This window comes from Verrucomicrobiota bacterium, assembly GCA_039027815.1.
Classification (GTDB): Bacteria; Verrucomicrobiota; Verrucomicrobiia; order Verrucomicrobiales; family JBCCJK01; genus JBCCJK01.
In genome coordinates, this window is the sequence record JBCCJK010000001.1 from 253,999 (window position 1) to 268,274 (window position 14,276).

Below are 14,276 nucleotides of genomic sequence, written 5' to 3' on the forward strand. Positions count from 1 at the left end.
TATGTCCCGCCACCTCTTCACCTCCATTTTCGGCCAATGGATTCCCCCGCATTGGGCCAGCCAACTTGGCCGCTTGGTTGCCAAACGCTTGGCCACCTCCGTCGCGATCGCCGTCGGCCTCCTAAGCCTGATTGGAGGGGGTTTTGCCTACAACCAATGGCAAAAAAGCCAATCTCAGCGGGAGTGGGTCGGGATCGAAATCATAGCCCCCGGCTTGACTCCCTACTCCTCTGAGGAAGCCCTGGCGCCGGAACCGATTCTTCTCCAGTTCGACCGCTCCGCCGCCCCCCTCGACGCTATCGACGTGCCAAAAGCTCCCGGAGTTCGCCTCGAGCCGAGCCACCCTGGCGAATGGACTTGGACCAGCGACACCACCCTGGCCTTCCAACCCAAGGAGGATTGGCCGCCGGGCGCGGACTACCTCGTCCTATTCGATCCAGAGAAGGCCTTTCCAGAACGGATTTCCCTCTCCCAAACCGCCTGGCCGGTCACCACGCCGGCCATGGAAGTGTCCCTGACCGAAACCCAGTTTTACCAAAACCCCAAGACCGAGGAAGCGGATGAAAAGCGGGTCACCGCCACCATCGTTTCCACCCATCCCTTGAACGAGGCCAGCCTCCAACGGGCCCTCCGACTGGAAGAACTCGGGAGCGAAGACTTGCTCCACGAGACGGGTGACTTCTCCCTCACTTTCGATGCCCACCGCCGGAAAGCCTACTTCCGCAGTGGTCTCTTGCGCCTCCCGGAAAAGGAGAGCTTTCTCAAAGTGAGCGTGAGCGGCGCGGTCGCCTCCTCCTTGGGCGGCGCTTCCTGGACCGGAAAGGCCAGCGAAAAGACCTCCGTTCCCACCAAGTTCAGCTACTTTCAAATTACCGCGGCCGAAACCCGGATCGTCACGAACGCCGAGGGCCAGCCGGAACAAGTCTTGGTTCTCCAGACTCGGGGAGAAACTCGCTCTGAGGACCTGGCCGACGCGCTCTCGCTCCTCCATCTCCCTCGAAATCGCACCGCCACCGCCCATCGCACGGCCGCCTCGCCCTACACCTGGCGCTCGGCCAGCGAGGTGCTCCCGAGCGATCTCCAGAAAGCCACGGCCGTTCCTCTGACTCTCATTCCGAGCGAGACCACCTACAGCGCGACCCACAGCTATCGGTTTTCTCTCGATCGGGATGGCCAGCTATTGGTGGCCGTCAAAAAGGGTCTCCTGGCTCTCGGCGGCTATGAACTGGGAGAAGACTTTGGAGCCGTCGCGCCCATTCCCATCCCCTCAGCTGACCTCCAAATCCTGGGAGACGGTGGCGTCCTGGCCTTGAGCGGCCGCCGACAGATTCATCTCAAATCCCGCGGCCTGCCCGCCATCCGGCACCAGCTCTACCGGGTCTTCAATGAAGACATCAACCACCTCGTGAGCCAGACCGGCGGCGACTTCCAAAACCCTTACTTCCAAAATTACCAGTTCAGCGAAGAAAACATCGCCACCTTGCATCAGCAGGTCGTGCCCCTCAGTCAGAAGGACCGCTTCAGCGCCAACTACTCCACCTTCGACTTCACCCGCTACTTGGGAGACGAAACCGGCCGCTACGGACTCTTTTTCCTCCGCAGCCAGGGCTGGCAGCCCTCCCAGCAGCGGAGCATCTCATCGGCCAACGACCGTCGCTTCATCCTCGTGACCGACTTGGGCCTCATCGCCAAGCGCTACCAAAGGACCCACGAAGTCTTCGTGCAATCGATTGAAGAAGGCGTCCCGGTGGTGGGGGCCGAGATCGAAATCCTCGCCAAAAATGGCACCTCCCTGACCCGCGCTAGCACGGACGAAACCGGTCGCGCCATCTTGGAAACGCCCGAGAATGCCTACAGCGAGCGGACCGCCGTGGCCATCGTGGCCCGCTACGGGAGCGACATCGCCTTCATGCCCCTCTTTCGGGGTGATCGCGACTTGGAGCTCAGCCGCTTCGACGTCGGCGGATTCTATCCTCAATCCGCGCGCCAGCTCGATGGCTTCGTCTTCACCGAACGCGGCGTTTACCGACCCGACGACCGCATCCACGGCGCCGTCCTACTGAAGCGTCGTGACTGGAGCGGCCAACTGGAAGGCCTCCCCATCCGCCTCGACGTCTGGGACCCACAGGGTCGCAATCTCAGTCGCATGGAAAAGCGGGTGCCCGCCAGTGGCGTCATCGAATTCAGCACCGAAACCGACTACACCTCGCCCACCGGCGTCTACCAAGTGGTGGTCTCTCTTCTCCGAGACAACTATGTCTCCGCCCGCCTGGCGGACTGCACCTTCCGAGTCGAGGAATTCGAGCCCGAGCAAACCAAAATCACGGCCGACTTCACCGGGAGCGGCGCCAAAGGTTGGTCGCAGCCCGATGCCCTCGGAGCCCGCATCACCCTGGCCAATCTCTACGGAACCCCCGCTGTCGACCGGCGGGTGGAAGGCCAACTCCTCCTCAACCCAAGCGGCTTCCGCTTCCGCGATTTTGCCGACTACCAATTCTTTGATCCCCTTTTGGAGAAAAACGGAGACCGCTTCGAACACGAAATCGACCTCGGCGAGACCACCACCAACGGGGCGGGCGAAGCCCTCTTTGCCTTCGATCTCGGTCGCTTTGGCAACGCCACCTACGAACTGACCTTCACCGCCAACGGCTTTGAAGCCGGAAGCGGCAAAAGCGTGGATGCCAGCCAGCGCGTGCTCGTCTCCCCCCTCCCCTATGTCGTTGGCTTCCAGGCAGACGGCGATCTCTCCTACATTGCGAAAGAAGCCCCACGTTCCATCGACCTCCTCGCCCTCGCGCCGGACCTCACCCCAGCCGATGTCCCGAGCCTCGGTTTCCGCCGGATTGAACAACGCACCGTCTCCGTCTTAGCCCGCCAGGAAAACGGCAACTTCGCCTACCGCTCCGTGGTCAAAGACCTCCCCGCAGAAGAGGGCTCGGTTCCCATGGAGGCGGGAAAAACTTCCTTCGCCCTCGATACCAGCCGCCCTGGCACCTACCGCTTGGAATTCACCAACCTCGGCGGCCAAAAAGTCTGCCAGGTGCTCTACGAAGTGGTCGGCAAAAGCGCCGAAAGCCAAGCGCTCGAACGCAATGCCGAATTGGAACTCAAACTGGCTCAGCCCACCTGGGAGCCGGGCTCGGACCTGGAAGTGCAGATCACCGCTCCCTACACGGGAGCAGGCCTCCTCACCATCGAGAGCGACCGCGTCCTGGCACACAAGTGGTTCCAAACCGATTCCACCACCTCCATCCAGACCATTCCCGTACCCGAAGACCTCGAGGGCACCGCCTACGTCCATGTGAATTTCACCCGCTCCCTTGACTCGCCCGAACTCTTCCTGAGTCCCCTCAGCTACGGAGTCGTGCCCTTCACCGCGGCCTTCGACCATCGGGAACTCACCGTCTCGCTCGAGGTGCCTTCCAAAGCCCGGCCCGGCCAGGCTCTCCCCATCCGCTACCAAGTCTCACAGCCCTCCCAACTGCTCGTCTTCGGAGTCGATGAAGGCATCCTGCAGATCACCGACTACCAGCTTCCCGATCCCCTCCAGCACTTCTTCCGCAAGACTGCCCTGCAAGTCTTCACCAGCCAAATCCTCGACCTCGTCCTGCCGGAATGGCATCTCGTGGATCTCTCCTCCGCTTTCGGGGGCGGGGCCGAAGAGGCTCTCCGGATGAACCTCAATCCCTTCAAACGAACCAAGGACGCCCCGGTCGTCTTCTGGTCTGGAATCATCGACGCCCAAGGAGCCGGCGAGCTGAGTTACGAAGTGCCCGATTACTTCAATGGGACCTTCCGCGTCATGGCCGTGGCCGCATCCCAAGAGGCCATCGGACGCAGCCAAACTGAGTCGCTCATCCGAGCGCCGTTTGTCATCACGCCCCAAGCCCCCTACATGGCGGCTCCGGGCGATCTCTTTGAAGTCTCGGTCAATCTTGCCAATGTCACCGAAGGCGACAACGCCGTCTCCCAAGTGCGACTCGACGTCGAGCTAAGCGAGCACCTCGAAGCCATCCAGCTTCCCCAGGAGGAACTGCAAATCGAGCCGGGGCAAGAACAACTCATCAAGCTGACCCTGCGGGCTCTCGAGAAGCCGGGGGATGCCCAGATCACGCTCACGGCCAGCCAAGGCAGCCTCCAGGCCCGCCGCCGCGCTACCCTCAGCGTGCGCCCCGCCACCCCCTACACCACCGTCGTCCAGAGTGGATTCAGTCGCGAAAAAAGCCTCGAAGTCAGTCTCAAACGCGAGCTTTTGAGCGAGCTACGGGCCGTCGAAGCGAGCGCTTCCCCCGTCCCCTTGGGCCTGGCCCGGGGACTTCAGGAATACCTCGAGCAGTTTCCCCACGGCTGCACCGAGCAGCTCACCAGCCAAGCCTTTTCCCATCTCATCTTGGCAGACCAAGCAGACTTTGGCTTGGAATACGAGGAACTCTCGCGCCAAATGGAGCGGACCTTCAGCCAACTACGCTCCCGACAAGACAACCGCGGCTCCTTTGGCTACTGGCGACTGCAACCCGGCCAGGTCGAGATCGATTTTCTCACCACCTACGTGGTCCATTTTCTGACGGAGGCCAACGAGCGCGGCTTCCCTCCCCCCCGAACCCTCCTTGAGCGCGGATTGAAGTTTCTTCAAGACATGGCCAGGCTCTCGCCCGCCACGCTCACCGAAGGCCGCACCCTCGCCTACGCCATTTACCTCCTCTCTCGCAATGGGATCGTCACCACCAACTACCTCCTCAGTCTCCGGGACTCGCTCGAAGACCAGTTCTCGGGTGCCTGGCAGGAAGACCTGACCGCTGTCTACCTCGCAGGCAGCTACGCCCTCCTCCAGCAGAGCGAGGAAGCCTTGGGACTGCTCCGCGGCTACCTCCCGGGTCAGGCCGAAAGCGATCCGGAAAACTTCTACTACCAACCGCTCGGCCTCGATAGCGAATACTTCGCCGTCATGGCTCGGCATTTTCCCGAGGAATTTCGTCGGATCGATCCTGAGCGATTCGTGAAAGCGCTCGAGCCGATCCGCCAGCAAGCCTTCAACACCCTGACCTCCGCCTACGCCATCAACGCCTTGGCCGCTTACTCGCAGATCTTTGAAAGTCTCGACTTTCGCTTCACTCTGAGCGCCCTCCAAGAAGAAACCGGCTTCCGCCAGGACCTCCCGGCCCCAGGCATTCTCGTCCAGCAAGCAGCGGTGCCGGAGGAGGCCGACTCCCTTCGCTTCACCTTGGAGGGCGACTTCGGCCACCAAGGCCTCGGCGGCTTCTTCCACACCCTCACTGAAACCGGCTTTGATCGAGGCCTGCCGGACGAGGAACTGCGCCAAGGCATCGAGATCCGCAAGGATCTGTTGGCGACTGATGGCACGCCCGCCCCTTCGGAAATACGCCAGGGGGAGAACCTCACCATCCGCCTTCGCCTACGCTCCTTGGATGACCGCGCCTTGCCGAATGTGGCCATCGTGGACCTCTTGCCCGGGGGCTTTGAAGTCGATCCGAGTAGCCTTCAGCCGGGCCCCTCTTCCCTGCCCGGGGTCGAGTACGTCGATATCCGGGAAGACCGCGTCGTCTTCTACGCCACCGCCGGCGAGACCGTCACTGAATGGCCCTACCGCATCCGACCCACCACCGTGGGGGAGTTTGTCCTGCCCCCGGTCCAGGCCGAATCCATGTATGACCGCAGCGTGCACGCCCGCGCTGGGGCCGGTCGCCTGAAAGTGCTCGCTCGGGACTAAGCCGCCGCCGTGTCACCCCGCCCCTCCCGAACCAAGCTCCGGATCGCCCTCTGGCTGCTTCTGGCCGCTGGGCTGCTCTCAGCCATTTTTTGGCTGCTTTTACCTTGGACCTCGCTCTATCCAGAGGGCTTTCGCTACTCCCAAGTCGTGACCGATCGACACGGGGAGCTGCTTCGGGTCACGCTCGGCTCAGATGACACCTATCGCCTCCCCATTCGACTGGCAGAGATCTCTCCCCATCTCTTGGCCAGCACCTTCTTCCAGGAAGATCGCCACTATCATCGCCACCCCGGCGTCAATCCCTTGGCCCTCCTTCGGGCCGCTTGGGCCAAGGCGACCGGGCAATACCACTCCGGTGCCTCCACCCTCACCATGCAGTTGGCGCGCTTGCGCTATCGACTGGAAACCCGCTCCCTTGGCGGCAAGCTCGTCCAGATTTTCCGCGCCCTCCAACTCGAGCGCCACTACTCCAAAGACCAGCTCCTGGAAGCCTACTTCACCCTCGCCCCCTACGGCGGCAACATCGAAGGGGTCAGCGCCGCCTGCCTCTTCTACTTTGGAAAATCCCCCGAAGCGCTGAGCTTACGGGAATCGGCCGCGCTCACCGTCATCCCGCAGAGCCCGAGTGCTCGGCGGCCCGGGTCCCAGCCCAACCCCGCACTCCAGCAGGCCCAGTGGCGTCTCTACCAGAGACTTACTCAAGCCCAAGGTCGCCAACCGGACGCGCTGGCAGCCAGCTATGCCATCATTCCGACTGGCCCCCCGCCCTTTCGCGCCCCTCAACTGGTGGAACGCGCCTTAGCCGCCGCCCCCGAGCGGCATCGAGTGGTCACCACCCTCGACCTCGCGCAGCAAAGCCAAGTGGAAACCACCCTCCGCCAGTATCTCTCCCTCCAGAGAACCAAAGGCCTGCACAACGCCGTGGCCTGCCTCGTTCACCTCGACGACCTCTCCATCCGCGCTTACGCCGCCTCGGCCGACTTCTTCAATCAGCAGATTGAGGGGCAAGTGGACGGGGTTCTCGCCCGCCGCTCGCCCGGCTCCACCTTGAAGCCTTTCCTCTTTGCGCTCGCCCTGGAAGAAGGACTCATCCACCCTCGCACCTTGCTCTTGGACACCCCGCAAAGCTTCCGCGGATACAACCCGGAAAACTTCGATGGCGGCTTCGTGGGACCCCTGGCCGCTGAAGAAGCCCTCCGCCGCAGTCGCAACATCCCCGCCGTCTGGCTGGCAAACCAACTGCGAGATCGCAATCTCTACCAGTTTTTGGAAGAAGCCGACATCCACTTTCCGGAAACGGCCGAGCACTATGGACTCGCCCTCCCCCTCGGTGGGGCCGAAGTCAGCATGGAAGAACTCCTCCAGCTCTACGCCACCTTGGCCAATGGGGGACAATGGCAACCCCTCCGCTTTCTCCATTCTCAAGCCTTGGCCAAGAGCCCGCAGCCCCTCCTGCAAGCAGAGGCCGCCTTTCTGACCCGCTGCCTGCTTCGGGACGAGCAGACGGCCCATCCCACCTTCTGGAAAACCGGCACCTCGCACGGCTTCCGGGATGCCTGGACCGTGGGCTGTGTGGGCGACTACGCCCTGGCCGTCTGGGTCGGAAACTTCGATGGCCAAGCCAACCCCGCCCTCGTGGCCCGAGAGGCCGCCCTACCCCTCTTTCTGCAAATCGCCGAGGGCCTCCCCTCGCCCTCAAACGGCTCGCGCCTCTTCCAGGCTCCTCCCGGCGCCAATCTCAAGCAGGTCGAACTCTGCGCGGTCTCCGGCTGCCTTCCCAACTCCCACTGCCCTCACCGTCGCCCAGGATGGTTCATCCCCGGTCAGTCTCCCATCGACCCCTGCGAAGTGCATCGCCAAATCTGGATCGACGCCGAAAGCGGCTTTCGCGTGGCCGGGCCCCAAAAAGAACGCTTCACCTACCCGGAGGTCTACGAATTTTGGCCGAGCCAACTCTTGCAGCTCTTTGAGCGGGCCGGACTGCCTCGCCGCCTGCCACCCGCCCTGGCCAGCCAAGCCTCGCAGGATGGACTCTCCCCCCTCTCCCGCCAAGGCCGCCCCCCGCGCATCACCAGTCCCGAGGCAGGCTTGCTCTACACAGTCCGGATCGGCCAGCCCGAGTCCGCGCTACCCTTGGAAGCCAACGTAGAAGCGGACGCTCGACAACTCTTCTGGTTCCGAGAAAAGGAATTTATCGGGGAAACTCCCAGCGACGAACCGCTCTTTTGGCTCCCCCTCCCCGGCCAGCATCTTCTGACCGCCATCGACGACCAAGGTCGCCACCAGTCCCTGACCGTGACCATCGAAAGCTTCGAATGAGGGGGCCTCGGGACTACTCGCGCTCACGGAGAAGGCGCCAGAAAAGAACCAACTCGGTCTCCTCATCCAGCCTCGCTCTCACCGTCTCTCCGGGACTTGCCACGCCCGACAACATCATCTCCTTCGTCTGGACGGTCGTCATGGCTTGGTCCGTCACTTCGCCCTGGCTCTCCACCTGCTCTCGAAGAGTGAGCAAGAGGGATAGGAAATCTTTTGCTCCGTCACATCGGCCGTGGTGGTCACCATCACTCCCACCGGGAGCATCAAATTCGGGTCCTGAAAAAACTCTCTTGCCACCATGACCTCGACCTCCTCCCCGGGGAGAAAAATCACTTTGGGCGCTTCCAGGACTTGGCGGGTCGGCTCGACGTTCCCGGTTTCCACTTGGAAGGCCAGCTGAATTAGGGGGCCCTCCGCCTGGGCGGAAGGGAGCAGTGCCCCCAGGGTGAGAAGGCAGACGAGAAGTTTCATGAGCTAGCTAGTTGGGGGTGATGGACTGGGGCTTCCAGGGAATCATCCTTTGGCTTGCATGGTCAATCCAAAAAAGCCGCCCTCCTCATCGCGGCGGGAATCTACTTGCAAGCCCCTCCAAAAAGGATTGAGTTGCCACCCCCAGGGCAACTTGGAACGGGATGTAGCGCAGCTTGGTAGCGCGCGTCGTTCGGGACGACGAGGTCGCAGGTTCGAATCCTGTCATCCCGACCACTTTTTATTTTCGAATTTCGATTGCCGATTTTCGATCGCTCAAAACCCGCGGCATAGAGGGATTCGAACCTGCGCGCGAGGCTCAACGCCGAGCGACTCAAGGTTCGTGTGCGGGGTCGGCCAGCGAGAGCCGCAGGCGAACGCCTTCTGTGGTGAGCTCGTGAGCGAGAGCGAACCTATTCGCACCCCCCCATCCTGTCATCCCGACTACCCCGCCGGGAGTGGGGGCGGGTTGGTGGGTGGCAGTTTCCTTTTTTTGGTCGAGACAAGCTCTCTTCTCCTCGGGTATACTGGAAATTCCGTGAGAATTCTTGTCCTTTCCAATCTCTACCCCCCTCACAAAATCGGTGGGTATGAGGTCCGTTGTCAGCAAGTCTGCGATCTTCTGCGTTCCTTTGGGCACGAACTGCGTGTTCTCACCTCCGACCACCGCGTGCCTCAAATCGAAACCGAAGAGGAAGCCCACGTTGGCCGTCGCCTCAAAATTCACGGCTTCTACGGTCATCCCTGGCTCCCCATCCACCGGCTTTATCCACAAGAGCACGAGAATCAAAAAATCCTTCGAGAAGAAATCCAAGAGTTCCAGCCTGAAGTGGTCCACGTCTGGAATATGGGCGGCCTCTCCAAAGCCTTGTTGCTGGCCTTGGAGGCCGGAGACATCCCGGTCCAATATGACATTTCCGATCACTGGATCGCCCGCAGTCTCCGGGGGGACGTGTGGCTTTCCTGGTGGAATGACGAAGGGAGTGCCGGGCGCAAATTTCTCCGGACGCTTTTGCAAACGACCGGTCTTCGCTCGCTCCTTTCCAAACAAGTGCCGACGGCCTCCTGGGATCGCTTGCAGTGGAAGCGCATCTATTTTTGCAGCGCCTTCATGCGGGAGCTGACCGCTTCCAAAGGCTGGCCGGTCGAGCACGCGGAGGTCATCTACTGCGGAGTCGAAACCGGCAAGTTCTCTGAAAAGGCCGATTGGAGTCGCTTCGAACGATTGCTCTTCGTCGGCAGGCTCAACCAAGACAAAGACCCGCTGACCGCCGTCCGCGCTCTGGCCCTGGCTCGCAAAACTCGCCCCGAACTCCAGCTTCATCTCTATGGCGGAGGCGAGCCCGCCTACCTGGACACCCTCCAGCAGGAAGCGGAAAAACTTGGCGTGGCCGACGCCATCGAACTCAAATCGGTCAGCGCTCACGAAATGCGCCATGTCTACTCGGACTACGATGCCCTCCTCTTCACCAGCAACTGGGGAGAACCCTTCGCGCTCACGCCTCTCGAAGCCATGGCCTCCGGCCTACCGGTCGTCCTCTGCCCGGACGGGGGAGATGCCGAACTCGGCCGAGATGGCGAAAACTGCCTGCTGGCCACCGCGGGAGAGCCTTCCAGCGTGGCCCAAGGCATCCTTCGCCTGGCTGAGAGCGAAGCCCTCCGCGAGCAACTGGCGCTCCACGCCCTCGAAGAAGTCCGACGTCTCTACGACCTCACCCCCATCGCCCGGCAAATCGAGGCCGCCCTCCAGCAAACCGCCTCCTCTAGCTAGTCTTTCCGAGCTTTGCAGTTGCGTCCGCCAGAGCTAGCCTCTAGATCGGAATCAGTTTTCCCGCCCATGGCCTTCGACGAACTCCACCGCTATCGCACCTTCCTCATTCTGGGCGCCCCAGGCAGTGGCAAGGGCACCATCGGTCGCACGCTCGGTGCCCTGCCACGCTTCTTCTATATGGCCTGCGGCGATGTCTTTCGCTCGCTCGACACCCGGACGGAGCTGGGGCAAAAGTTTGTCGAGTATTCCAGTCGCGGCCAGTTGGTGCCGGATGACGTGACGGTGAAATTCTGGCGGGCTCATCTGAATGCCCGTTCCGACTCCCACGAATTCAAACCAGACATCGACTTCCTCGTCCTCGACGGCATCCCTCGGAACGTGTCGCAAGCCGCCTTGATGGAGGACCACATCGATGTCCTCCACGTCCTCCACCTAAGCTGCCCCAATCGCCAGGAACTGATCAAGCGCATTCGCAAACGGGCCCTCAAAGAAAACCGTATGGACGACGCCCGCGATGACGTCATTCAAGAACGCATCAAGACCTACGAAGCCGAAACGAAACCGCTGCTCGAATTCTACGGACCGGGACGCGTGACCGATATCGACGCCCTCCGGACCCCCGCCGAAGTCATGTTGGATGTGCTCCAGGCCATCATCGGTCTGCCCGCCTGGAAGCAGCAAAGCGTATCGGTCGCCGCCTGAGCATGCCTCCTCTGCGCCTCGTCTTCCTGGGGACAGGCGACATCGCCCTCCCCACCTTCGAGCGTCTCTTGGAGCTCCCCGGAGTGGAACTCCTCGGCCTCGTGACCCAGCCGGACAAACCGGTCGGTCGCAAGCAGGTCCTGACGCCCCCTCGTCTCAAAACCTTGGCGCTCGAGGCCGGCTTGGAAGTGCGCCAGCCCCACTCGCTCCGAAAAGAGCCCACCACCTTGGAAGGCTGGGGAGCCGATCTTTATCTGGTGATGGCTTACGGCCAAATCCTACCTAAAATGGTCTTGGATCGACCACGCCTCGCTTGCCTCAATCTCCACGCCTCCCTCCTGCCAAAACACCGCGGCGCCTCCCCCATTCAGGCAGCCCTCCTGGCGGGCGATACCGAAAGCGGCCTGACCGTCATTTTTATGGATGAAGGCCTCGACACCGGCGACATCCTCCTCCAAGAAAGCCTTCCCCTGGCCCCGGACGAAACCGGCAGCACCCTCCACGATCGCCTGGCGGAACTCGCCCCCATCGCCCTCGAAAAAGCCCTCGTCGCCTTCCAAGAAGGCCCTCCCCCTCGTCGGCCGCAGGAAAACAGCCAAGCTACCCACCTCGGCAAACTCACGCGCGAACACGGACGCCTCGACTGGACGCAACCCGCCCAAGTCCTCGAACGCCAAATCCGTGCCTTCCATCCTTGGCCAGGCAGCCGCACCAGCTACCAGGTCCAAGGCAAGCCCAAGCAGCTAAAAATCTTCCCCCCTGCTAGCGTCGAAGAGCTGGCCACCCCCACTCCACCCGGCACGCTCCTGGTCGCCGACCGAACCGGCCTCTGCGTCGCCTGCGGCCAAAACGCCCTCCGCCTCACCCAACTCCAACCCGAAGGCAAACGCCGCATGGACGTCGCCTCCTTTCTGGCGGGTCACTCATTGCAATCAGAAAACCGACTTGGCAATTGACTTATACCAAGCTGCAGAATTGGCTGGTAGAATGGCCGAGTGGATTTCGGGCCAGACCAAGGCGCGATGAGGCGCGGTGCAGGCACCGTAACCGAGGAGCAACGCAGGGCTGGCTCGAAAGACACCGGCTCTCCCTTCCCCGCGCTTCAGCGCCTCTTCCCCCACACCACCTCCCCTCCATTCTACCAGTGTATTCTGGAGGTTAACATTACCTTCTCGATACCCACGCCGCGCTTTGGTGGTGGAAGGGCTCCTCTCAACTGAGTGCCAGGGCTAGCGACGCCCTCTCCGATCCCAAGAATCGTGTCTATTTCAGTGCCATTTCCGGCTATGAGATCCTCCAAAAGACCCGTCTCGGGAAGCTGAAACTGGAACCAAGTGTTCTCTCCCGCCTTCCTACCGAAATCGCACGAGAAGGTTGGTAGGTAGCGTCCATCGAGCTTCCCGAGAGCCTGTGGGCAGCCGAGCTGGAGCACCCCCACCGCGACCCCTTCGACCGAATCTTGGCCAGCCAATCCTGGCACCACCAACTCACGATCCTCGCCCAGGATCGCTTCTTCTCCAGCAGCCTCGGCCTCCCGACCCTTTGGTAGAGTGGCCGCCCCTCCCCTTCTGAAAACTGAACACTTGAAACTTGAAACTCCCCGAGGAAACTCGAGGCACCATGTTCAAAATCGTTGGTTACCTCGCAGCCGCCCTGCTCATCGCCCTCTCTCTCTTCGCCGTCCGCTACTCTGACAAATTCAGCCCGACCGCCCTCATTCCCGGTGTCGAAGGGATCCTCTTAGCGGTCTTCATCAGCCTCGCCATTTTCACGAAACGGCACAAGCTTTGGATGCACGTGGCGCTGGGAGTGGTCCTCTTGTTCCTCATCGCAGGAATCGGCCGTTTGGCGTCGAGTGGCTTTGATTTGAGCGCCTTTGCTGGGCAGATGGTGGCCATCATGAGCGCTATCAACATTGCCTTCCTCATCTTGGCGATCCGCTCCTTCCTGCATGCCCGGCGGAAGCCCAAGGCTTGAGGTCTCTTCCTTCTTCCGGGGCCGATTTTTTTGGTTCTCCAGTGATTTGTGTGGGATGACGAGCTGGGATCTGGAGGGTAGAGGTGAGGAATGGAAGAGACCAGCGAGTTTTTTGCGGGAGTGTTAGGCATTGGCGACCCATGGAGGGTGGTTGGCGTGGAACGCGACGAGGTGAGCAGGAAGGTGATCGTGGAGTTGAAGTTTGAGCGGGAGTTGGCGGGGGGCCTCGGCGGTCATCTCCATGGTTACGTGAAGCGGGAGTGGAGGCATCTGGATACCTGCCAGTATCAGACCTTCATCCGGGCGAGAGTGCCGCGAGTGAAGCGTCACGACGGAAGCACCGCCGAGGTGGAGGTTCCCTGGGCCGAGCGTTTCGCCCGGGTGACCCGACTGATGGAGGCTCGGGTGGTGGAGGTGCTATGCGAGGCCCGCAGCCACTGCGCCGCCGCCCGTATTCTGGACATGGGCGAGGGGCGGCTCGACCGGATCATGCAGCGAGCGGTCGGTCGGGGACTGGAGCGCCGGGAGGAGGTGGAGATTCCCCATGCAGGCATCGATGAGAAGGCAACTCGGCGTGGACACCGCTACGTCTCGATACTCACTGACATCGACCGGGGCGCGGTGGTCGATCTAGCGGAGGGACGCGATGGCGAGGCTTGCTCGGAGCTCTGGAAGCGCCTCACTGCGAAGCAGCGGGATTCGGTGAAGGCCGTAGCCATGGACATGTGGCCAGCTTACATGAAGGCGGCTTCGGTTTGGGTTCCGGATGCCGATGTCGTCCATGACCGCTTCCATGTCGCCAAGCATCTCGGAGAGGCCGTCGATGCGGTGCGCAAAGCCGAGCACCGTGTCTTGGCGAAGGAGGGTGACGACACTCTCAAGGGCATGAAGTATCATTTCCTGAGGCGTTTTGACGACCTGCGCAGCGCCCCGGCCTCCTTCAATGCAGTGCGTCGCTCGGCGCTTTCGACGGCCAAGGCGTGGAGCTACAAGGAAGCCTTCGACCACTTCTGGAGCTACGCCTCGGAAACGTGGGCGGAGAAGTTCTTCGCTCGCTGGCACCGGAGTGCAGTCCACACAAAACTCCGGCCAGTAAAGAAAGTGGCGAAGATGCTACAGAGGCACCTTCCTGGTCTCATCGCCTATATCCGCCACCGCATCACCAATGCCACCGCCGAGGGCATCAATTCCAAAATTCAGATGCTCAAGAGCAATGCCAGAGGCTTGCCAAATTTCCGCTCCCTCCGCACTCGCGTCCTCTTCCACTGCGGCCGTCTCGACCTCTCTCCACACACAGTTTGAAGCAGAACC

9 protein-coding genes and 1 tRNA gene are annotated in these 14,276 nt (G+C 61.6%); 8 read left to right on the top strand and 2 right to left on the bottom strand.

From position 1 onward, the window contains the following. Nucleotide 1: 1 nt before the first annotated feature. Nucleotides 2-5,728: an alpha-2-macroglobulin gene (locus tag AAF555_01150; protein MEM6910164.1), complete on the top strand. Its 5,727-nt coding sequence runs from the start codon at nt 2-4 to the stop codon at nt 5,726-5,728. A 9-nt stretch (nt 5,729-5,737) separates the two neighbouring features. Beyond that, the gene (gene pbpC, locus AAF555_01155; GenBank protein MEM6910165.1) at nt 5,738-8,047 is read left to right on the top strand and encodes a penicillin-binding protein 1C; all 2,310 of its coding nucleotides are present in this window, start codon (nt 5,738-5,740) and stop codon (nt 8,045-8,047) included. A 13-nt stretch (nt 8,048-8,060) separates the two neighbouring features. On the opposite strand, the gene AAF555_01160 is transcribed toward pbpC, so the two are convergent. Continuing rightward, nucleotides 8,061-8,204: a hypothetical protein gene (locus tag AAF555_01160; GenBank protein ID MEM6910166.1), complete on the bottom strand. Its 144-nt coding sequence runs from the start codon at nt 8,202-8,204 to the stop codon at nt 8,061-8,063. Beyond that, a complete protein-coding gene (locus tag AAF555_01165) occupies nt 8,201-8,518 on the bottom strand; it encodes a hypothetical protein (GenBank protein ID MEM6910167.1) in 318 nt (105 codons plus the stop codon). The genes AAF555_01160 and AAF555_01165 overlap by 4 nt, the downstream gene beginning before the upstream one ends. A gap of 157 nt (nt 8,519-8,675) precedes the next feature. Between AAF555_01165 and AAF555_01170 the strand changes: the two genes are divergently transcribed. From AAF555_01170 to AAF555_01195, 6 genes are all read left to right on the top strand, one after another. After that, a tRNA-Pro gene (locus AAF555_01170) sits at nt 8,676-8,752 on the top strand. A 301-nt stretch (nt 8,753-9,053) separates the two neighbouring features. Then, nucleotides 9,054-10,286 (top strand): glycosyltransferase family 4 protein, encoded by a 1,233-nt coding sequence (locus AAF555_01175; protein MEM6910168.1) that lies wholly within the window; start codon nt 9,054-9,056, stop codon nt 10,284-10,286. Between the two features lie 66 nt (nt 10,287-10,352). Further along, nucleotides 10,353-10,988 (top strand): nucleoside monophosphate kinase, encoded by a 636-nt coding sequence (locus AAF555_01180; GenBank protein MEM6910169.1) that lies wholly within the window; start codon nt 10,353-10,355, stop codon nt 10,986-10,988. A 2-nt stretch (nt 10,989-10,990) separates the two neighbouring features. Further along, complete coding sequence (gene fmt / locus AAF555_01185; GenBank protein MEM6910170.1) at nt 10,991-11,944, top strand: methionyl-tRNA formyltransferase; 954 nt, start codon at nt 10,991-10,993, stop codon at nt 11,942-11,944. A 664-nt stretch (nt 11,945-12,608) separates the two neighbouring features. Further along, nucleotides 12,609-12,965 (top strand): hypothetical protein, encoded by a 357-nt coding sequence (locus tag AAF555_01190; GenBank protein MEM6910171.1) that lies wholly within the window; start codon nt 12,609-12,611, stop codon nt 12,963-12,965. 90 nt (nt 12,966-13,055) lie between these two features. Then, nucleotides 13,056-14,267 carry an ISL3 family transposase gene (locus tag AAF555_01195; protein ID MEM6910172.1) on the top strand — a complete coding sequence of 404 codons (1,212 nt, stop codon included), beginning with the start codon at nt 13,056-13,058 and terminating at the stop codon, nt 14,265-14,267. Nucleotides 14,268-14,276 lie beyond the last annotated feature (9 nt).